This window comes from Sporosarcina sp. resist, from assembly GCF_014302295.1.
In the GTDB taxonomy this organism is placed as follows: domain Bacteria; phylum Bacillota; class Bacilli; order Bacillales_A; family Planococcaceae; genus Sporosarcina; species Sporosarcina psychrophila.
Window position 1 is genome coordinate 295,373 of the sequence record NZ_CP060287.1, and the last position, 21,187, is coordinate 316,559.

At 42.4% G+C, this 21,187-nt stretch carries 22 protein-coding genes and 5 tRNA genes; 22 read left to right on the top strand and 5 right to left on the bottom strand.

Annotation, left to right across the window (positions count from 1 at the left end; all coding sequences use genetic code 11):
- Positions 1-12: 12 nt before the first annotated feature.
- The 6 genes from truA (at position 13) to H7992_RS01460 (ending at position 4,159) form a co-directional block, all read left to right on the top strand.
- Complete coding sequence (truA, locus tag H7992_RS01435) at positions 13-759, top strand: tRNA pseudouridine(38-40) synthase TruA (RefSeq protein ID WP_187046456.1); 747 nt, start codon at positions 13-15, stop codon at positions 757-759.
- A 169-nt stretch (positions 760-928) separates the two neighbouring features.
- Positions 929-1,366 (top strand): 50S ribosomal protein L13, encoded by a 438-nt coding sequence (gene rplM, locus H7992_RS01440; RefSeq protein ID WP_067204834.1) that lies wholly within the window; start codon positions 929-931, stop codon positions 1,364-1,366.
- Positions 1,367-1,385: 19 nt separating this feature from the next.
- The gene (gene rpsI / locus H7992_RS01445) at positions 1,386-1,778 is read left to right on the top strand and encodes a 30S ribosomal protein S9 (RefSeq protein ID WP_067204837.1); all 393 of its coding nucleotides are present in this window, start codon (positions 1,386-1,388) and stop codon (positions 1,776-1,778) included.
- A gap of 197 nt (positions 1,779-1,975) precedes the next feature.
- Complete coding sequence (modA, locus tag H7992_RS01450; protein ID WP_187046457.1) at positions 1,976-2,764, top strand: molybdate ABC transporter substrate-binding protein; 789 nt, start codon at positions 1,976-1,978, stop codon at positions 2,762-2,764.
- An 18-nt stretch (positions 2,765-2,782) separates the two neighbouring features.
- On the top strand, positions 2,783-3,472 hold the full coding sequence (gene modB / locus H7992_RS01455; RefSeq protein ID WP_067204842.1) for a molybdate ABC transporter permease subunit: 690 nt from the start codon (positions 2,783-2,785) through the stop codon (positions 3,470-3,472).
- Between the two features lie 12 nt (positions 3,473-3,484).
- Complete coding sequence (locus H7992_RS01460) at positions 3,485-4,159, top strand: ATP-binding cassette domain-containing protein (RefSeq protein WP_067204845.1); 675 nt, start codon at positions 3,485-3,487, stop codon at positions 4,157-4,159.
- Positions 4,160-4,219: 60 nt separating this feature from the next.
- Here the strand turns inward: H7992_RS01460 and H7992_RS01465 are convergent, their stop codons facing one another.
- Positions 4,220-5,173 (bottom strand): substrate-binding domain-containing protein, encoded by a 954-nt coding sequence (locus H7992_RS01465; protein WP_187046459.1) that lies wholly within the window; start codon positions 5,171-5,173, stop codon positions 4,220-4,222.
- A 448-nt stretch (positions 5,174-5,621) separates the two neighbouring features.
- Here H7992_RS01465 and H7992_RS01470 point away from each other — a divergent pair, with 448 nt between their 5' ends.
- The 3 genes from H7992_RS01470 (at position 5,622) to H7992_RS01480 (ending at position 8,031) form a co-directional block, all read left to right on the top strand.
- A complete protein-coding gene (locus H7992_RS01470) occupies positions 5,622-5,918 on the top strand; it encodes a rhodanese-like domain-containing protein (RefSeq protein ID WP_067204850.1) in 297 nt (98 codons plus the stop codon).
- A gap of 256 nt (positions 5,919-6,174) precedes the next feature.
- Positions 6,175-6,891: an N-acetylmuramoyl-L-alanine amidase gene (locus H7992_RS01475; RefSeq protein WP_067204853.1), complete on the top strand. Its 717-nt coding sequence runs from the start codon at positions 6,175-6,177 to the stop codon at positions 6,889-6,891.
- An 81-nt stretch (positions 6,892-6,972) separates the two neighbouring features.
- Positions 6,973-8,031, top strand: a complete 1,059-nt coding sequence (locus H7992_RS01480) for an Mrp/NBP35 family ATP-binding protein (RefSeq protein ID WP_370569990.1) — start codon at positions 6,973-6,975, stop codon at positions 8,029-8,031.
- Positions 8,032-8,054: 23 nt separating this feature from the next.
- Here H7992_RS01480 and gerD read toward each other — a convergent pair whose 3' ends face one another.
- Positions 8,055-8,675, bottom strand: coding sequence for a spore germination lipoprotein GerD (gene gerD, locus H7992_RS01485; RefSeq protein ID WP_187046461.1), 621 nt, complete (start codon positions 8,673-8,675; stop codon positions 8,055-8,057).
- Positions 8,676-8,819: 144 nt separating this feature from the next.
- Here gerD and H7992_RS01490 point away from each other — a divergent pair, with 144 nt between their 5' ends.
- Entirely contained in the window at positions 8,820-9,500 is a 681-nt protein-coding gene (locus H7992_RS01490) for a KinB-signaling pathway activation protein (protein ID WP_067204859.1), read from the top strand.
- A 73-nt stretch (positions 9,501-9,573) separates the two neighbouring features.
- Here H7992_RS01490 and H7992_RS01495 read toward each other — a convergent pair whose 3' ends face one another.
- Positions 9,574-10,236: a polysaccharide deacetylase family protein gene (locus H7992_RS01495; protein WP_187046462.1), complete on the bottom strand. Its 663-nt coding sequence runs from the start codon at positions 10,234-10,236 to the stop codon at positions 9,574-9,576.
- A 196-nt stretch (positions 10,237-10,432) separates the two neighbouring features.
- Here H7992_RS01495 and H7992_RS01500 point away from each other — a divergent pair.
- The 12 genes from H7992_RS01500 (at position 10,433) to glmM (ending at position 19,341) form a co-directional block, all read left to right on the top strand.
- Positions 10,433-10,507, top strand: a tRNA-Asn gene (locus H7992_RS01500).
- Positions 10,508-10,510: 3 nt separating this feature from the next.
- A tRNA-Thr gene (locus H7992_RS01505) sits at positions 10,511-10,586 on the top strand.
- A gap of 18 nt (positions 10,587-10,604) precedes the next feature.
- Positions 10,605-10,676: transfer RNA gene (locus H7992_RS01510), tRNA-Glu, on the top strand.
- Between the two features lie 82 nt (positions 10,677-10,758).
- Positions 10,759-10,842 (top strand) — tRNA-Tyr (locus H7992_RS01515).
- A gap of 153 nt (positions 10,843-10,995) precedes the next feature.
- Positions 10,996-11,070: transfer RNA gene (locus H7992_RS01520), tRNA-Gln, on the top strand.
- A gap of 322 nt (positions 11,071-11,392) precedes the next feature.
- Complete coding sequence (locus H7992_RS01525; protein WP_187046463.1) at positions 11,393-13,117, top strand: GGDEF domain-containing phosphodiesterase; 1,725 nt, start codon at positions 11,393-11,395, stop codon at positions 13,115-13,117.
- An 88-nt stretch (positions 13,118-13,205) separates the two neighbouring features.
- Entirely contained in the window at positions 13,206-14,111 is a 906-nt protein-coding gene (gene rocF, locus H7992_RS01530; RefSeq protein WP_067204869.1) for an arginase, read from the top strand.
- Between the two features lie 271 nt (positions 14,112-14,382).
- Entirely contained in the window at positions 14,383-14,946 is a 564-nt protein-coding gene (sigW, locus tag H7992_RS01535; protein ID WP_067204872.1) for an RNA polymerase sigma factor SigW, read from the top strand.
- Positions 14,947-14,958: 12 nt separating this feature from the next.
- On the top strand, positions 14,959-15,594 hold the full coding sequence (locus tag H7992_RS01540; RefSeq protein ID WP_187046464.1) for an anti-sigma factor family protein: 636 nt from the start codon (positions 14,959-14,961) through the stop codon (positions 15,592-15,594).
- A gap of 257 nt (positions 15,595-15,851) precedes the next feature.
- Positions 15,852-16,688: a diadenylate cyclase CdaA gene (cdaA, locus tag H7992_RS01545; protein ID WP_067204877.1), complete on the top strand. Its 837-nt coding sequence runs from the start codon at positions 15,852-15,854 to the stop codon at positions 16,686-16,688.
- Entirely contained in the window at positions 16,681-17,952 is a 1,272-nt protein-coding gene (locus tag H7992_RS01550; protein WP_187046465.1) for a CdaR family protein, read from the top strand. Before cdaA ends, H7992_RS01550 begins: the two co-directional genes overlap by 8 nt.
- Positions 17,953-17,991: 39 nt before the next feature.
- Positions 17,992-19,341, top strand: coding sequence for a phosphoglucosamine mutase (gene glmM / locus H7992_RS01555; protein ID WP_187046466.1), 1,350 nt, complete (start codon positions 17,992-17,994; stop codon positions 19,339-19,341).
- 137 nt (positions 19,342-19,478) lie between these two features.
- Here glmM and pstB read toward each other — a convergent pair whose 3' ends face one another.
- Positions 19,479-20,252: a phosphate ABC transporter ATP-binding protein PstB gene (gene pstB / locus H7992_RS01560; protein WP_231885811.1), complete on the bottom strand. Its 774-nt coding sequence runs from the start codon at positions 20,250-20,252 to the stop codon at positions 19,479-19,481.
- 61 nt (positions 20,253-20,313) lie between these two features.
- Positions 20,314-21,186, bottom strand: coding sequence for a phosphate ABC transporter permease PstA (gene pstA / locus H7992_RS01565; RefSeq protein WP_067204887.1), 873 nt, complete (start codon positions 21,184-21,186; stop codon positions 20,314-20,316).
- Position 21,187 lies beyond the last annotated feature (1 nt).

Consider the following 21,187-nt stretch of genomic DNA (forward strand, 5'->3'; position numbering starts at 1 on the left):
AGGTGGATACAAATGCAACGTGTTAAAGCAATTGTTTCGTATGATGGTACTCGATTTTCTGGATACCAGATACAGCCGGGAATGCGAACGGTGCAATTGGAAATTGATAAAGCATTAGTGAAAATGCATAAAGACAAGGAAATTTTTTCGGTCGCAAGCGGCCGGACGGATTCGGGTGTACACGCAAATGGCCAAGTGATTCACTTTGATACACCGCTGAACTTGCCGATAGATCGATGGAAGCTGGCGTTAAACGTCCTTTTACCTACAGATATCCGACTGGTTGAAGTTGAATACGTCAGCGAAGATTTCCATGCGCGTTATTCTGCTACTGGCAAGACGTACGTTTATAAGTGGTCCTATAGCGAAGTGCATAGTCCGTTTGAGCGTGATTTTTCCGTTCATCTCGGTAGATCACATCCTGATATTGAGTTGATGAAGGAAGCTGCTGCCTATTTAATTGGGACGCATGATTTCACAAGTTTCTGTTCAGCAAAAACCGCGACTTCCAATAAAGTCAGAACGGTGAGAATGCTGACACTCGAAAAAAAAGGCGATTATCTCATCATGACAATTGAAGGAAATGGCTTTTTATATAATATGGTAAGAAGCATTGCAGGTATGCTTCTTGTCGTAGGGAACGGCTGGAAAACGCCGGCAGACGTCAAGCAAATACTTGAATCTTGCAGCCGTAAAGCGAACGTTAAAACCGCGCCAGCACACGGTTTGTATCTAGATGAAGTGAGCTACAAAGACTAAGGCAACTTTTCCTAGCGTATTTAGAGGAATCGCTTGACTTAATGTGGAATTCAGTATAAGATGAGTAATGGTATTTCAATAACCCCACAAATAAGCCCCGGAAGGTAAACTTGTGTTTAGGGATAGAGAAAACGGGAACTAATAGAGATTCATTTAGGAGGATAAAATTATGCGTACAACATTCATGGCTAAAGGTCACGAAGTAGAGCGTAAATGGCTCGTTGTCGACGCTGAAGGACAGACGCTTGGTCGTCTTGCTTCTGAAGTTGCATCACTTTTGCGCGGCAAACATAAACCTACGTTCACACCACACGTTGATACAGGTGACCACGTCATCATCATCAATGCAGAAAAGATTCATCTTACAGGTAACAAATTGAAAGACAAAATTTACTACCGTCACTCAGGTTACACGGGTAGCATGAAACAACGTACGGCTCTTGAAATGCGTACAAACTTCCCGACAAAAATGCTTGAACTTGCAATTAAAGGAATGCTTCCAAAAGGTCCTTTAGGCCGTCAAACATATAGAAAACTTAATGTATACGCTGGACCAGATCACCCGCACGCAGCACAACAACCAGAAGTATTCGTACTTCGCGGTTAATTAAAGAGGAGGAAACAACTTGGCACAAGTACAATATCTCGGCACAGGCCGTCGTAAAAGCTCAACAGCTCGTGTACGTCTAGTTCCTGGAGATGGCACAATTATCATCAACAAACGCGACGTAGAAGACTACGTACCATTTGCAACACTTCGCGAAATCATCAAACAACCACTTGTAATTACGGAAACTCTTGGAAGCTACGATATCCTTGTAAACGTTGATGGTGGTGGATACACTGGACAAGCAGGAGCAATCCGTCACGGAGTTGCACGTGCTCTACTTCAAGTAGACCCTGACTTCCGTCCAGCGCTTAAATCAGCAGGACTTCTTACACGTGATGCAAGAATGAAAGAACGTAAAAAACCAGGTCTTAAAGGCGCACGTCGTGCACCACAGTTCTCAAAACGTTAATCTTTCAATTAAAAAAAGCCCTTTTCCATTCGTGGAAGAGGGCTTTTTTATGGTTGTATCCTGAGAAGGTAGTTAGTTAATTAAGAAAATCACTTGACCTACAGTATATGGCAATTCATAATTAGAGCTATTGGAGCATAACTGGATATAACTAGTTATATCCAGTTATAATAGACATGAGAAAAGGGAGGCTTATGATGATGAAAAAGATGAGTTATTTCCTTGTTTTACTATGCTTGCTATTGATTTCGGTAGGGTGTTCTAATGGTCAACAACCAATTGTCAGTGATTCAGATGATGAAGTTGAATTAATAATTTCGGCCGCGGCCAGTTTAACAGATGCATTGAATGAACTGAAAACTAGTTTTGAAAGTGAACATTCGACCATTACCTTGTCGTTCAATCCCGGGGGCTCAGGTAAATTAGCGCAACAAATTGAGCAAGGTGCACCCTCAGATGTGTTCCTATCGGCAAGTAAAATAGATATGGATAAGCTGCAGGAGGGAAATCTGCTACTTGAAGATACACGAATAGATTTTGCTACAAACGAGCTGGTGTTAATTACGAATAAAGAAAAACCGTTCAATTTATCCTCATTTGAAGATATAGATCCAGCAACTATTGATCATTTTGCTATCGGCGAGCCAGAAAGCGTGCCTGTTGGCCGTTATTCGAAAGAGGTACTTGAAACATTGAAGCTTTGGGAGCCGTTACAAAGTAAGTTGGTTTTGAGTTCGGATGTACGCCAAGTTCTGACACATGTTGAAATGGGCAATGCGGATATTGGCGTTGTGTATGCCAGTGATGCATTGATTTCAGATAAGGTAAAAGTAGTGGCTACGGCTAAACCTGAATGGCATGATCAAATTGTTTATCCGGGGGCCGTCATTGCCGACTCGAAGCACCCTGAAGAAGCGAAAGCATTTTTAGCGTTTCTCGCAGGCGAGCAAGGCAAAGAAATCTTGAAGAAATACGGATTCAAGTAAGTAGAAAGAGGGATGCATGTGAATGAGACGGATTATACGCCATTACTTTTATCGTTAAAAGTAGCGGGCATCTCCACTCTTTTCGTTTTTATAGGAGGAGTCTTCTTCGCACGAATACTGGCACGCAAAACGTTCTTTGGAAAAGGGTTTATCGAAACGTTATTCCTTTTGCCACTCGTTTTACCTCCGACTGTCGTTGGGTTTGGATTACTGATACTTTTTGGGAAGAATGGGTTTATCGGAAGTTGGCTATATTCCGTGTTCGGTATTCAAATCATTTTCTCGTGGCTTGGCGCGGTTATAGCTTCAATTGTCGTCTCATTTCCTTTGATGTATCAAAGTGCAAGTGCGGCTTTCGAAAACTTGGATTCAAAGTTGGAGAATGTGGCTAGAACAATGGGAGCTTCGGAGTGGCGTGTTTTTTGGACCATTTCGTTTCGTCTTGCTTGGCCGGGTCTTCTTGCTGGTTTAGTCCTCTCTTTTGCAAGGGGACTCGGGGAATTCGGGGCTACGTTGATGTTGGCGGGCTATATTCCTGGAAAAACAGATACGATTCCGATGGCCATCTACTTTGCGGTAGAATCGGGGCAAATGGAGAAGGCTACCTTTTGGGTAGTTATTATCGTTGCTTTAGGATTTAGTACAATCATGTGGTTAAATTGGTGGAGCAGGCGGAACATGCGTCGCTATAAAAATGACAATGGATAAGAGGATGATTGTATGCTCGAAGTACACATCAAAAAAAAGCTACCTCACTTTTTGTTGGATATTGAATTGAAGGTAGAAGATGAAATTCTTGTTTTATTTGGACCCTCTGGATCCGGGAAAACATCAATTTTAAATAATATAGCAGGGTTGGACAAACCCGACGCAGGATATATCAAGTTAAATGGAAAAACGTACTTCAGTGAAGGAGGCAAACCGCTACCGACTAAAAACAGAAACATCGGCTATCTCTTTCAGGATTATGCACTTTTCCCTCATATGATTGTGGAAAAAAATATTGCCTATGGAATGAAAAAGAAAAAAGAGGGTGAGCCCCCGTTTCGGATTGAACACTTAGTAAGCGTGTTAGGGATAGAGCATTTGTTACAAAAATATCCCCACCAAATTTCTGGCGGAGAGAAGCAAAGAGTTGCACTTGCGCGTGCCTTAGCAACAGAACCATCCATTTTATTACTTGACGAGCCCTTGTCTGCGTTAGATCATGAAACGCGGATTGAGTGCCAGGACGAACTGTTAAGACTCCATGAGATTTGGCGAATTCCGTTCATTATCGTTACGCATGACATGAATGAGGCGGAGAAGCTTGGAGATACAATCCTGTATCTTGAAAAGGGGTCGGTAATAAAGACTGTCGATAATTTGCATAAAAGGATAGCTGTTTCAAATTGAAAAAAGTTCCACCCTTCAACTGAGTCAAATCGTTGAAGGGTGGAACTTTTTTAGACTTCGTTAAAATGTTTCATAGATGATTTTCCCTGTTTTGGATAAATCGTAACCGCCAATTGATTGGATCTCTTTCTGAAATGAATCTGAATGTAAAATATGTGTTATCAAATTAATAAGCCCTTCATTTTGTGGAGTTTTCAATATGACGAGATCATACTGTTCTTGGATGAGGGGAATAAAGTCAACGTCAACGAGGTGGGCAGTTTTCTCAGTGCCTATCCCTACATCGGCTTTTTCGCTTGCAACTTTGCTGGCAACTCCTATGTGGTTCAATACTTCTACTTCATAGCCAAGTACATGTTGAGGAGAAATACCTTCTATCCGAAACTTCTCGTCAATTAATACCCGTACACCAGATCCTTTTTCCCGGTTGACCATTGTGATTCCTGGTTTCGTTAAATCGGTCCAAGATTGAATGTTTTTAGGGTTTCCCTTTCTCACGTAAAAGCCTTCCCAGCGTGATAGGAAATTGATGATGAGGTAAGGTTGTCCGACGAGGATTTTGCGGATGTACGGAATATTATATTCCCCTGTGTCTCCGTCAAACAGGTGAGTACTTACGACATCTGCCTCCCCTTGGTACATGGAAACTAAACTATTCAAACTGCCTGTATACGAGCGAAGTGGACGATACCCAGTCGAATTCTTCTCAATGTAATTAGCCAATATGTCTAAGCTCAAATCCTGCCCGCTAATTATGATTTGTCTAGTTGGTGTGGTAAATGACTTACTTTCATCGGGAGGGTTTCCGTTAAAGTGCGCGTCCACTCTATTTACGTTTCTTCTACTTTTAGTTTGTTCTTTATAATCAGCCAAGTCATGGGCGTCTACTCGTATTTGGCGTCCAACCCGGTACGAGGGCAATTGTTCTTTTTTGATCAAATCGTAGACCGTCAATTTGGACACTTTCAAAATCTGAGCAATTTCTTCGGTCGTGTATGAAATATCTTCTTTCATGCTCGATTCGTCCTCCTTCGTGTTGCATGATAATCTAGATTCCACCGAGGTATTAAAGACAGGGTATAAATAGAGTGCAAGCCTCTTTAAAGCACCGTAGTGGATTTGAAAGGAGTCATAATTTCAATTTATACTAGTTCTCAAATCATTTCTAACTATATATGTTGGACAAATGAATACCTATATAAACTGAGCGGGGGCGCCTTACAAGGGGTAGCCGAAGCCCTAAGACTGGCGGCGAAGCTGCTTGGCTTAGGGCGGGAGGCATCCCCGAGCGGCGAAGCGGATTCAATGGGATTCTTCATTTCAATATATGTAGTATACCAAAGCTTTTAGGTAGAACCTAATTGAGCTTCAGCTGGAACTTGTCGTTGAAGGCAGCTGTTTTTCGTGAATATCACCGCTTCTATGGTAAAGTAGAAAGGATAAAATGTGAGGAGGATTTGCTATGAAAGAAATCACAACTACCGAATTACAAGAACGGCTAGAAAAAGGTGAGCAGCTTAACTTGGTCGACGTGCGCGAGGCAGATGAAGTAGCGGCAGGGATGATCCCTGGTGCAATTCACATCCCTCTAGGCGACGTACCGGTGCGTATGAGTGAACTTGATAGCTCTAAGCCATATATACTGATTTGCCGTTCAAGCGGCCGTAGTGGGCGTGCGCAAGAGTTCCTAGCGGATGAAGGCTATGATGTTACAAACATGCTAGGCGGCATGCTGGAATGGGAAGGCGCTACTGAATAAGTACTTTTGGAAAGGAACCTTGCGGGGTTCCTTTTTTGGTTTTAGGAATATAGGGGTACAGTTGGCTTGTTGTTTAGTTTAAGGGAAGCGTTGTGGAAATTTATGAAAGTGTTGTGAACTATTGCTGTAGTCTCTTTTGGTTTTGGCAAAGCATTGCTTCGTTCAGTAAAAACTAATTCTACCCCCAATCTCTACTCAAAGTAGGACATATCTGCCGCTGAATCTGCGTATAGTGAAGGAAAAAGGCGGTGTCCATATGAAACGGTGGTTTGTGATCTGTTTATTATTTGTGTGTTCTCTTGGAATTGTCATGTATGGCGTTAAGGCTTCGTCAGATCGGAATTTTTTCATGCCCGCAGAGCTTGGTGGGGTGAAGATACTTATCGACCCGGGACATGGAGGTATGGACGGGGGCGCTTCATCCGGAGATGTCGTAGAACGGGATATTACACTGAGTATCTCTCATGAATTGAAGAAGCGGCTTGAAAAGAAAGGGGCGACAGTTATCATGACGCGGACACAAGATGGCGACGCGTTGGCCGAACATGCCCCGGCTGAGAAATTCGGAACAACTCGCGAACGCAAAATGGCTGATTTGAAATTGAGGGAAAGCATTGCAATCAGTGAAAAACCTGATATGTTCATCAGCGTTCACGTTAACGCAATACCAGAGGAAAGATGGCGCGGGTCTCAAGTTTTTTATCATCCGGGGGGAGATCCTAATGGTGAATTTCTGGCAAAAGCTATTCAAGAATCATTCCAGACTAATTTAAAAAATACGGAACGAGTAGCAATGGCAATTAAGGGTGTCTATTTGCTGAAAAAAGTACCGACTCCAGCAGTTCTCGTTGAAACAGGTTTTCTGTCAAACAATGAAGAAAGGGCCCTCCTAATTGACCCTGCTTATCAAGGCAAGGTAGCTGATGCGATCATGGAAGGTATCGTTGAATTTCATACTGCAGATGAAAAGTGAGAGCCTTAATGGGATTTGCGGGTAGCTTATTATGGTATACTTGGAGGTGAATGAATAAACCTCCAAGGGGTGTCTACATTGATGAATGAAGAAACAGTACGTGAATTGTTGGGGCAACTGAAAGATCCGTTTTTACATAAAACGCTTGCGGAGACGAGTGGAATTACAGGCGTAACAATCAAGCCAGAGAAGAAGCATGTTAGCGTGAAGATAGCTATCGCTAAAATTAATACTGCTGAACAGATGGGTCTTCAAACACAAGTGGTCGATGCATTGAAAGGAGCAGGTGCTGATTCTGTTGGTATCCGTTTCGAAGAATTACCGGCAGAAGTGCTGGAACAGTTCCGTGGAAAAGTGACGGAATCGGAAGCACAAGATTTATTGTCACCGCTGAATGACGTTGAATTTATTTCAATAGCGTCTGGTAAAGGTGGCGTAGGGAAATCGACTGTGTCGGTTAACCTTGCTGTAGCGCTTGCGCGTCTAGGGAAAAAGGTCGGTTTAATTGATGCTGATATTTATGGCTTTAGTGTACCAGATATGATGGGTGTAACTGATTTGCCGGTTGTTCGGGGTGACCGGATTATCCCAGTTGAACGTCTAGGCGTAAAAGTTATTTCTATGGGCTTCTTCGTTGAGGATAACGCACCAGTTGTATGGCGCGGTCCAATGCTTGGGAAAGCACTCGACCAGTTCTTCCGCGACGTTGAGTGGGGAGATCTTGACTACCTATTCCTCGATTTGCCGCCAGGTACAGGGGATGTTGCGCTTGATATCCACCAGATGATTCCAACGTCTAAAGAAATCGTTGTAACGACTCCGCATCCGACAGCTGCATTTGTTGCTGCGCGTGCAGGAGCAATGGCGCTTCAGACCGACCATGAATTGCTTGGTGTAATTGAAAATATGTCTTGGTTCGAATCGAAAACGTCAGGTGAACGTGAATTCGTATTCGGTCAAGGCGGCGGCGTAAAATTAGCTGAGGAACTTCGTACAGAGTTACTTGGGCAAATTCCTCTTGGCCAACCGGACTGGGATGAAGAAGATTTTGCACCTTCCGTCTATGCAGAAGATCATCCTATCGGGAAAATTTACATGGACATTGCGGAAAATATTATTAAAAAAACTACGAAACAATAATGGATGTAAAAAGGTGGAGAAGGCTATTTGCCTCCTCCGCCATTACTTTTTTCCTGCTTGTCTTCTCCGCTACTTCCGCCAGCACCTCCACCACTACCTCCACCGCTCTCCTCTGGTTTCGGTTCACCGGCTTTTAAAATCAGTTCTTGCCATTTCGTTTGCAGTAAAGGGCTGTTAATGGTTTCTTCAACAACTTTTTCAAGATGTTTCTTCATATTTGCCGACTGGGTAACGGTTTCTAACTGCTTTAACATATCGGGCTGGGTGAAAAACTCTTCCAACTGTTTTTGGAATGATGAATCATCCATCAGTTGTTTCATGATATCTTGCTGCTGTTCCTTCATGCTTTTTGCAATGGTTTCAGTGAACTTTGGATCTTCGAACGTTTTTTTCCAAAAATCTTCCCCTTTTTTAGAAAGGAGAGTGTCTTCGACGGATTTCTTTACTTCAGGTTGTTCTAGAATAAGTAGTTCCTTAAATTCCGGATCTGCGAACATTTGCCGAACCGCTTTTTTCCCCTCCTCCGTCTGGAGTGCATCGGTCATCATTTTTTTTGTTTCGTCGTATGTCGGAGCAGCCTGCTGCATGCTACATCCAGTCAATAAAAGGGCCGAAAACAGGAATAGACCAATTCTTTTTTTCATGGAAATCAAATTCCCTTCCAGATGCATTTTCATTTATTGTTCACAATACGACGTAGAATATGCATGAATCGTTTAATGAAATAGATTTTTCATCAAAACGTTGTTACACTATTGGAAGGAAAAACAAAACGGAGGATCACTATCGTGACAATACGAAATTGGGTCAAATTCTTTTTTACAGCATTACTAATCGGAGGCTTCATGACGGCGGTTGTAGGATTAATTGTCCGCTGGGAGTTCTTCTCTCAATATTTATCCAATGGTGAATACGGTCAATTCATAGGTGCATTTCTTTGGATGATCTTCCTTGGGTTTACGATGAGCGTCGTTGCGCAAATGGGCTTTTTTGCTTATTTAACGGTCCATCAATTCGGTGTGAATATCTTTAAAACACTCACATTGTGGAATTGGGTTCAGCTATTAATCATTGCGATTGTCCTATTTGACCTTATCTTCTTCAGATTCCAATTGACGTCAGATGAGACAGGTCGTACAGTTCTGTACCTAGGATTACTTGCAACACTAGTAGGTGTTTCCGCGGTAACCGCTTATTTCAAGGCGAAATGGACGAAGAAACACACGCTCATTTCAGCACTATTCTTCATGATCGTTATTACAACACTTGAATGGTTACCTGCGTTGATGGTACGTTCAGGTAATATCGATTCATGGGTCACAATCCTGCTCTTCCCGCTTCTTGCAGTGAATGCGTATCAAATCTTAGTACTACCGAAGTTCAACAAGCAGTCTGATGAAGATAAGGTGAAGCTGGAAGCACGCAGAAAAGCACGAGGCAAAGTTACGAAGTCTGCTAAAGCAAAATAAAAAAACAGCACACCAGCCAGTTGATAATGGCGGATTGTGCTGTTTTTTTATAAGAGTAGGTGAGGCGGTTGGGTTATTCGGGTATTTTTTTGACATTCACCTTCGTTCCGAATAACATGGCTTCGACGGATATAAAAGTTCGATCTTTATCTAACTTTTTTAACTCAGCCAAATTAACACGGTTTTCCCGGTGATGGGGGACAGAAATAATTTCTCCTTTAGTGACAGAAGGGAGGTCGCCACCATTCCAAACAACAGATGAACCCAGTGCATTAACTTCCGCATCCCAGAGCATACTATGCAAGTTCGCTGGAAAAACTTCATCAATGGTACGAAACCAAAGAGGTTTTACCCCGAAAGTTTTTTCGAACTGCTCAAGTTGTTCTGTGAACAAAATTGTGTTTTGTTCATAGGTTACACCCTTATCGCCGAGTAACCCTATAGAAATATTTTTTTCTTTGATGAGTTGCACGGTTTCTGGAAAACGACCAGCCCATTTCATATCAACGAGTAGAAGTGGATAAGGTTTACTGAGTTCTTGGATCCATTGTTCCACTTCTATATCCCCGAATGAAATATTTACGGTCAGTGCGGAACCACTAGCGCCGCGTACAATAACAGCAGGTTCCTCCGTTACGCGGAACACGGATACAAGAGATAGTTGTTTAGGTAAAGCGGGAAGGAGCAGGAAGAGCGCGCAGCAAATAATGGCAGTGATCATGTACTTGTTTCGCATATGTTGTCCCCTTTTTGCACAATCTACCGTAAGTTTATGAAAGTGTGTTGACAAATATGCAAAAGACGTGATAATATATATAAGTTGCTGTCGGGAACAAAACAAACTTTAAAAAAGGTCTTGAAAAATATTTAATGTTTGTTATAATGGAGTTTGTCCTGAACGACATGAACAAATTTAAATGAATACTTATTATTCCGCAGTAGCTCAGTGGTAGAGCAATCGGCTGTTAACCGATCGGTCGTAGGTTCGAGTCCTACCTGCGGAGCCATATGCTTCCATAGCTCAGTAGGTAGAGTGCTTCCATGGTAAGGAAGAGGTCACCGGTTCGAATCCGGTTGGAAGCTCCAGAGCAACTTTAAGAATGAGGCCCCTTGGTCAAGCGGTTAAGACACCGCCCTTTCACGGCGGTATCACGGGTTCGAATCCCGTAGGGGTCATTAAAACTTTTTCAGCGTGAAATGTTGAAAGAAGTTTGCTTGTTACTTAAGGTTTTGAATCTAATAATACATATTTTAACATGGTGGGGTAGCGAAGTGGCTAAACGCGGCGGACTGTAAATCCGCTCCTTCGGGTTCGGCAGTTCGAATCTGCCCCCCACCACCATTACTTTTTCAACGCTTGCGTTGAAAACAGTATTCCTTGATTTTAACGTTTCGCGTTAAAAAGAGTTTACTTTAAGGTTGTTATGTAAAGCATTGAATAGAGTAGATCTTACTTTAATGCAAAGCACCGAAAAGAATTAAACTTAAATACTAATGGGGTATAGCCAAGTGGTAAGGCAACGGACTTTGACTCCGTTACTCGTTGGTTCGAATCCAGCTACCCCAGCCATTTTCTTGCTTTACCAAACCATGTGAATTGCAAATAGCTTTATTAACCCTTTCGCCAAAGTGAAAGGGTTTTTTTCTATTTTCAACTAGATATAATTCTCTATATTGAACAAATGAAATACCGATATGAACTGAGTGAAGGCGCCATAAAAAAGATAGCTGAAGTCGGCAGGTATCCCTTAGCTCCGAAGCGAATTTACTGAAGTTCTTTATTTCATCATATATAGCCCGAAAGAACGAATTTATAGTAGAGTAAATGGGGTTATAATTATTTTTGCAGGCCCACGTAGGTTGAAAAAGGTTTTTAGGAAAGAAGTGATTTTATGCAAGGAAATAATAAAATGGTAGATGATTTAATTCGCCATGATGGTAGTCATAGTCCGGAAAAAATGCTTAGGGACATTGCCTATGCACTTGATCAGTCAGCTATTGTTGCTGTCACAGACCAGACTGGGAAAATAGTGTATGTGAATGAGTTGTTTACAAAAATAGCGCAATACAGTGTGGAGGAACTTGTGGGGGCAGACCATCGGATTATCAATTCAAGCTTTCATCCTTCTTCGTTTTTCAAAGAGCTATGGGCGACAATCGGCAGGGGAAATACATGGCGTGGTGAAATCTGTAATAAAGCCAAGGATGGATCTTATTATTGGGTCGACACGATGATAGTTCCATTTTTAAATGATAACGGAAAGCCCTATCAATATATATCCATCCGCTATGACATCACTAAGAGTAAAGAGTCTGAGCGGATGATACGCGACCTTGCTTATAATGACCAATTGACCAGTTTACCTAATCGAACTTCATTTCGGAAAATGTTTTATCAAGAAATAGAAGTAGCGAAAAAACAGAGAACAAAACGAGCCTGTATCTATATGAATGTCGACCGTCTTCGCTATGTGAATGATTCGCTTGGACACGAGGTAGGTGATTATATTTTGTCTGTTATTGCGAAGAGGTTAAGGACAATTCTAAAAGAAAAAACTGTTATTGGCAGACTTTCAGGTGATGAATTTGCATTCCTTCTTTTAGATGTACGTGATGCACAACACGCTGAACAACTGACAAAAGAAGTTCAGCAATATATTGAGGAACCTATTGAAGTAAAGGACCAAATGCACACACCATCTTTAAGTTTCGGGATTGCCTTGTATCCGGAGCATGCTAAAAAACCTTCAGAGCTTGCAATGAAAGCAGAAAAAGCTCTTTCTATCGCCAGAACGCATGGCGGCGGAGGATGTGAGATGTATCAGCACGGAACAGCGGCCAAAACATTGGAGCGGATCTTGCTGGAGAATGAATTACGGAAAAGCGTTCATTTGGGTCATCTCCATCTTGATTATCAGCCTAAAGTGAACTTGAAGACAGGGAAGTTGATAGGTGTTGAAGCGTTAGTGCGGTGGAATCATCCCGATCTTGGCAGAATACCACCCGATAAGTTCATTCCCGTGGCGGAAGAGACGAAAATCATCATACCTCTCGGGGAATGGGTACTGCGTGAAGCTTGCGGGCAGGCAAAAAAGTGGCAAGATAATGGATATGGACCGTTTCGGGTGGCTATCAATATGTCAGCCGTGCAATTGGAAGAACCAACTATTTTGCATACGATTAAAACAATTCTTGAAGAGACGGGTGTCACAACAGATTTGATTGAAATCGAATTAACTGAAAGTGCATTTGCCGACCGGGAAGATATGCAGGGAAGAATTCGTGAAATAAGGGCGTTGGGTATTACGGTGTCTATCGATGACTTTGGAACAGGTTATAGTACGTTTAGTTATATCAAAGAACTACCAGCTGATACGATTAAAATCGATATGTCCTTTGTGCGCGATATACACCTGAATGAAGATAGCCAGGCAATCGTTAAGGCTATTGTAACTTTAGCAGATACTGTGGGCTTAAACGTCATTGCGGAAGGTGTGGAGTATGAAGAACAAGCCGTTATCCTAATGAATTTAGGTTGTCGTGAGGGTCAAGGCTATTACTATAGCAAACCAAACTCTCCTGATGCATGTGAACAGTTCATGGGGAAAAGATTGTAAACGAATAAATATTCAGATACTTGTTGAGTTGAGCCAAACCTTCTCATGGACTTATACTAGAGATATAGATAAGGGGAGGTAATTTGACATGCAACATTTGAATATTTCATTAATCGGTGTACCACTCGATTTTGGACAAAGTCGTCGTGGGGTGGATATGGGGCCAAGTGCAATCCGATATGCAGGTGCTGTAGGGAGAATTGAATCGATTGGCCATCAGGTTACGGATGAGGGCGATGTTCAGGTAAGTGCTGTGGAAAGAAAAAAACATAGTGATACGAATTTGAAGAACTTAGATGAAGTCATTCAAGCGACTACGGAGCTTGCGCGAAAAGTTGCTGAAGTTGTGGATGCGGGTAGATTCCCACTTGTTTTAGGAGGCGATCACAGCATCGCTATTGGAACACTTGCTGGCTTGTCGGAAAAATATAAAAATCTCGGTGTCATCTGGTATGATGCGCATGCAGATTTTAATACTGCAGAGACATCGCCTTCCGGTAATATTCATGGAATGCCTCTTGCCGTAAGTGTTGGGCTAGGGCACGAAAGTCTCGTTAATATACATAGTGAAGGTCAAAAAGTAAAACCGAAGAATGTTGTCATCATCGGAGCACGTTCTGTGGATCCGGAAGAACGTCAATTGCTCAAGGAGCAAGGTGTCAAGGTGTTCACGATGCATGAAATCGATCGCTACGGAATGACTTCGGTTATGGAAGACGCTCTCGCCTATCTACGTTCACGTGATGTCGACGGTGTCCACTTGTCGCTTGACTTAGATGGACTTGATCCGCTGTATACACCAGGAGTCGGAACGCCGGTACCGGGGGGAATTAGTTATCGGGAAAGCCATTTAGCGATGGAAATGCTGGAAGACTCAGGCATGATTACTTCGGCTGAATTTGTAGAAGTAAATCCGATTTTGGATGAGAAGAATAAAACAGCTGATGTTGCGGTAGGTTTAATGGGCTCACTGTTTGGAGAAAAACTAATTTAATCAGTTCTTGAAAGCCCATCTGGTAACTTAGATGGGCTTTTTTTTGAGGGGAGCGAGTATAAACACTGAAAGAGCCATGCATTCCACGGGACAACCGTTTCGAATCCTGCATTTCACTTCAATCATAAGCCACTTACTTTTCTAATCATAAATATAGTGAGGAAATAACTAACAATATCTGTTAAAATAAAATTAATGAAAAAAAATGAAACCTGTCGACACCTTCAAACGTATAGAAGGGACAGCCGCATAGAGCGGAGGGTGAAATACATTGGATGAACTGATCAATAAACGAATAAATGAAGTCTTGAAAGGCGATCAAAATGCATTTGAAGAAGTAGTGACTTTATTTCAGCATCGCCTATACCAAGTATGTTACAGGATGCTTGGCAACGCACAAGAAGCAGAGGATATTGCGCAGGAAGCATTTGTCCGTGCCTATATCAATATTCATACATTCGATCAAAAACGGAAGTTTTCAACGTGGCTGTTTCGGATTGCGACGAATTTATGCATCGACCGAATTCGAAAGAAGAAACCTGATTATTATCTCGATGCAAATGTCCCGGGTACAGATGGTCTGAATATGTACTCACAAATTGCCGCATCCGGCGAGCTACCTGAAGATGAAGTCGAAAGAATGGAATTACAGGAACGAATCCACTACGAAATCGGAAGACTTCCTGATAAATACCGTTCCGTCATTATTTTAAGATATATCGAGGAATTACCGCTACAAGAAATTGGTGACATTTTGGAATTACCACTAGGGACCGTAAAGACCCGTGTCCATAGAGGGCGGGAAGCACTTCGGAAACAGATAGGTAATATGTAGGAGGGAATTAATATGAATACGTGTCCGGAACAAATCGTTCACTATATGCACGCGTATTTAGACGGTGATATTAGCCGTGACGAAGAGCGGCTATTGAAAGAACACCTAGATAGCTGCAAAGAATGTAAGGAAATTATGAATGGATTAACTGAGTCTATTGCTTTTATAGGAAGTGCTGCAAAAATAAAGGCACCGGACAGCTTTGTCAACGGTGTTATGGCACGACTTCCCAAAGAAAAATCCCAAGCGGGTGTTCAACGCTGGTTGCGTAGCCATCCACTTTTGGCAGCTGCAGCCATGTTTTTAATCCTTATGAGTGCAACACTATTTTCAAGTTATGGAAACGACCAGCAGTTTTCGGTGACGAAACAGCCGAATCTTGTTGTCGAAGGACAAACGGTACTCGTGCCCGCCGGTGAAACAGTTAAAGGTGATATAGTCGTTAAAAATGGCACCCTCCGTATCGAAGGAGAAGTGGATGGCAACGTAACAGTTATTAGAGGTTCTAAATACATGGCTTCTACAGCGATTGTAACTGGTAAGAGCGAGGAAATTGACAAAGTGTTTGACTGGCTTTGGTATAAAATAAAAACAACAGCTAAAGACATCTTTCCATCTTCAAAAGATGACAAGCAAGATGGAAAATAGACAGGGCGACCCGCGACCGTTTAGAGTTGGTAACCGGTCGCTCTTTTTCATTGCTTAGAAAACTATAAAATCACGTACAGTGGATTGGCTGCAATATAGAGACTTCACGCAGACATTGCCGCAGGACGTGGCATACTTTGGCTGTGTTCATTTATAACAGCTGCTTGCGCTTTTGTTCTTTTCTAAGAAAGGACAGTGCAGTGCTGTTATGCTATACTATACGCATAAGAAACTGTTTATGAAGGTAGGCGAAGCACATGCCAAAATGGCAAGAATTAGTTGATTTCAGTCCAGTAGCGGCATTTATTAATATTGTAGATGTGCTTCTCGTCTGGTTTGTTTTTTATAAATTGATTACGATTATAAAAGGAACGAAAGCGGTTCAACTTTTAAAAGGGATTTTTGTCCTTCTCATTGCTCGTATTCTGACTGAGTTTTTTGGACTTGATACACTTCAATGGATGATGGATCAGGTTCTTCCGTTTGGATTTCTGGCTATTATTATCATCTTCCAACCCGAGCTACGGCGTGCGCTTGAACAGATTGGTAGAGGACGGCTATTTGCTCGTACAATGATGCAGGAAGAAGAGGAACGTGATCGTCTGATTGAAGCGTTTGTGAAATCTGTTAGCTATATGGCGAAACGGCGAATTGGAGCGCTTATTTCAATTGAAAAGGAAACAGGTCTAAGTGAATATATTGAAACCGGTACAGGTATGGATTCGCTGATTACGTCAGAACTTCTTATCAATATCTTCATCCCGAATACGCCACTCCATGATGGTGCAGTCATTGTCCAGCGTAATCGCATTGCGGCAGCAGGATGCTATCTGCCGCTGTCGGAGAGTCCGTTCATCTCAAAGGAGCTTGGAACACGACATCGTGCAGCCCTTGGAATTAGTGAAGTAACGGATGCTGTCACGATTATCGTGTCAGAAGAAACTGGAGCAGTAAGCCTTACTGCAAATGGGGATATAGATCGGAATCTTGATATGGAGGAATTTGAAGCGCGGTTGCGGAGAGTCTGGTTCGGTTTAACAACTGAAAAGCAGGATTCTTCCATCTGGAAGTGGAGGTGGAGAAAAAATGGATAAGTTTATGAATAGCCCATGGTTTCTTCGCTTGACAGCCTTATTCCTTGCAATTATTCTTTTTTTTACTGTGCAGGCAGAAGAAAAAAAGGGTAGCAAAGCAGTTGGAGATGCGAGGGACATCATTCAGGATTTCCCTGTACAAGTGTTTTATGACAATGAAAATCTTGTCGTGACTGGAGTTCCAGAAACGGTCAATATGACCATTGAAGGCCCAGCGAATATTGTCCAGACAACGAAATTATTAAAAGACTTTACGCTACGAGTCGATTTGTCTAGTTTGCCAATGGGTAAGCATACAGTTGAGATTCAAAGTGAGAATGTTTCTGAGAAGCTGAAAGTCATCTTCGATCCCGCGACAATCGAAGTCGTAATCGAAGAGAAAATCACACAAACATTCCGTGTTGATCCTGAACTGAATGAACGTCTGCTTGCTGAAGAGTTCAATGTCGTTAAGATAGATGTCGATCCGTCAACTATCGAAGTGACGGGGGCGAAGAGTGTTATTGAATCGATCAGTTTTGTAAAAGCCTCAATAACAGGAGACAAGGAAATTAACAAATCATTCGAGCAGCAAGCACGGGTTCGGGTCTTAGATAAAGATTTAACGAAGCTGAATGTGACGATTGTTCCTGAACAAGTGACTGTCAAAGTTGAGATTTCCGAATATAGTAAAGAAGTGCCAATCGTACTTAAATCGCGTGGAGTTCCTGTTACTGGTGTCACTGTCGATGCCATTTCTGCTCAGGATAAAACGATTAGTTTATTCGGTCCACGGAAAGTACTGGATCAAATTAAAGAATTCAGCGTTGATGTGGATGTATCCGAAGTAAAAGGACAAGGAACAATGGCGATTGATTTGAAAAAACCTAAAGGTGTTACAAAGATGTCTTTAGATAAAGTTAAAGTGAAAATAGATGCAACAGTGATTGATTCAGACTTGGAAGTAATCAATCCGGAGCCGCCTGTTGAGGATGTAAAAGTAGTTACGAAGGAATTTAAAGACATGCCTGTTACTGTAAAAGGACTTGATGAAAGTTTCACGAGTTCATTTCAGAAACCGGCGGCCGGTTTGGTTGTACTAACTGTCACGGCGGAACAGGATGTAATTGATACATTGGAGAAATCAGATTTCACCGTTTATATCGATGCGTCTGAAACCACGGACGAAGGAGAACAGAATTTCTCAGTCTTGGTTGAAGGACCCCTAGATGTGAAATGGATACTATCAGATAAAGAAGTAACGATGCATATTGAACTTGCCTGACATACAGTTGAATGTGCAGGATTGAAAGGGAGAATGAAAATGACAAAGTATTTCGGGACCGATGGCGTCCGTGGGGTTGCAAATAAGGAATTGACACCGGAAATCGCATTTAGATTGGGTAGAATTGGTGGGCATGTGTTAACAAAAGAATCATCAGGGAAGTCACAAGTACTCGTCGGCAGGGATACGCGTATCTCGGGTCAGATGCTTGAAAATGCCCTAATTGCGGGTCTTTTATCGACGGGGATTGAAGTGATGACTCTTGGGGTTATTAGCACACCAGGTGTCGCTTACTTGACGCGCGTCATGAATGCACAGGCCGGAGTCATGATCTCAGCTTCACATAATCCTGTCGAAGACAATGGCATCAAGTTTTTTGGTGCAGATGGTTATAAACTGACGGATGAACAGGAAGAAGAAATTGAACAACTGTTAAACGTACAAGAAGACTCGTTGCCGCGTCCGACTGGAGCAGACGTTGGTTTTATAACAGAGTATTTTGAAGGCGGACATAAATATATTCAGTACTTAAAACAGACGGTCGACGAGGAATTCGCGGGAATTCATGTTGCACTCGATTGTGCACATGGTGCGACATCTACACTGGCAACACATTTGTTTGCTGATCTTGATGCAGACCTAACAACAATGGGAGCATCGCCAAACGGCTTGAACATTAATGACGGTGTCGGTTCGACTCATCCTGAAGAATTGGGTAAACTCGTTGTTGAAAAAGGTGCCCATATTGGTTTAGCGTTTGACGGAGACGGAGATCGTCTTATCGCTGTAGATGAACGTGGAGAAGTTGTTGATGGTGACCAGATTATGTTCATCATCGCACGTCATTTACATGAAGGAGGCCGCCTTAAATCAGGAACGATTGTCTCAACGATTATGAGCAATCTAGGTTTCTATAAAGCATTGACGGAACACGGCATGAAGAGCATTCAGACAGCCGTTGGTGATCGGTATGTTGTAGAAGAAATGAGAAAAGGAAATTATAATCTTGGCGGTGAGCAATCAGGCCATATTATCTTCCACGATTACAATACAACAGGCGATGGGCTTCTTACAGGACTTCAGCTCGTTAACATTATGAAAATAACTGGACGTAAGCTATCTGAACTTGCGGCAGGCATGAAAATTTATCCACAAAAACTTGTTAATGTACGTGTTACGGATAAGAATGCTGTGACGGATAATGCATTAGTAGCAGAAGTAATAGCAGAAGTAGAAAAAGAGATGGCAGGCAATGGCCGCGTTTTGGTTCGTCCTTCGGGCACTGAACCGCTTGTGCGCGTCATGGTAGAAGCGCCTTCTGAAGAAGATTGTGTACGTCTTGTTCAGCGTATTGTTGACGTTGTGCAAGCAGAAATGGGAACTGAATAAGAGACTAAACCATTGATCGAAGATGTCGTTATTGACGATATCTTCGGTTTTTTATTTTGCCGAAAACAAAAAGGCATCTCAAGATAGTGAGGAAAACACTAACTCGAGATGCCCTTTTTGTTTACCAAATGAGATTATCAACCGAATCGCCCGTTGATGTAGTCATCGGTGCGTTCGTCTGTCGGCGTACTAAATAGTGTGGATGTACGATCGCATTCTACGATTTCTCCGTTTAGGAAAAATGCAGTGCGGTCGGAAATTCGTGCTGCCTGTTGCATGTTATGTGTAACGATTGCTATTGTTACATCGTTTTTGATGTTGCGAATCAATTCTTCGACTTTATGTGTCGATACCGGGTCTAGTGCTGAAGTTGGCTCATCCATTAGGATTACTTCTGGGTCAACTGCGAGGCAGCGTGCTATACAGAGCCGTTGTTGCTGTCCGCCGGAAAGTCCATATGCGCTTTTGTTCAGACGGTCTTTTACTTCATCCCATAAGGCTGCTTTACGTAAGCTGTCTTCAACAATTGTATCTAACATTGCTTTGTTACGGATACCGTGAATCTTCGGCCCGTATGCAACGTTTTCATAGATGGATTTCGGGAATGGATTGGGTTTTTGGAATACCATGCCGACTTTTGAACGAAGCAATTCCACGGACATCGCTTTGCCAAGAATATTATTGCCCATAAATGTAACATTACCAGAAATGGTGACGTCGCCTACGTTTTCTACCATACGGTTTAGTGTTTTTAAATACGTAGATTTTCCGCAGCCAGAAGGACCTATGATTGCTGTTACTTCTTTTTCATTGATGGACAAGTCGATGTTTTTAAGCGCGTGCGCCGTGCCATACCAGAGATTTAAACCGTTTGTTTCATAAACTGCTTTTGTCCAATTTTCATTTTTCATGACACGCAGCTTAGCATCTTCAGTAGGTCGAACGAGTGTTTTTGTCATAATAATCCTCCTATCAATTTTTAAGCTTTTTTTGTGATCTATTTCTAAAGTAAATCGCAAATCCGTTCATTGTAATGAGTAAGATCATAAGCACGATAATTCCTGCTGAGGCAGCATCTGCAAATTCGGGTTGTGGGCGTTTAGCCCAGTCGTAAATTTGCATCGGAAGAGCTGTAAATGTACTAAGCGGTCCAGTTGGCAGGAATTGAACGATCACCGGTATCCCAAGAACAATGAGCGGTGCTGTTTCACCGATGGCACGTGAGAAGGATAAGATGCTACCTGTCAAAATAGAACCTGCTGCGGACGGTAAAATCACATGAATGATTGTTTGCCATTTTGTTGCACCCATGCCATATGAAGCTTCTCGAAGTGTGTCTGGAACGGAACGAAGTGCTTCTTGGGAAGCTACGATGATGATTGGTAAGATTAGCAAACTCATCGTCAATCCAGCAGCCAAGATACTATTGCCTAATGATGATGCACGGACAAAAACAGTTAGACCAAGAAGTCCGAAGACAACGGAAGGAACGCCGGCAAGGTTACTGATATTCATTTCAATAAAAGAGGTCCATTTATTTTTTTTAGCATATTCTTCAAGGTAAATAGCGGAACAAAGGCCTAGGAACATGGATACCGGAATAACGACGGCCATGAGAGCCAGTGTACCGACAAGAGCTGCTTTAATGCCCGCCTTTTCAGGGAAGCGGGATCCGAAATTCGTAAAGAATGAAAAGTTCAACCGTCCGACGCCATCTGCACCAATGCCGTAAAACAGGAAGAATGTAATTCCGAGGACGGCGGCAGCGATTGCACCGAACAGCCATTTCATCGCTGAATCTTTTGTAAGTCGACGATTTGTTTTTGACTGAAGAACGCGGTCCATA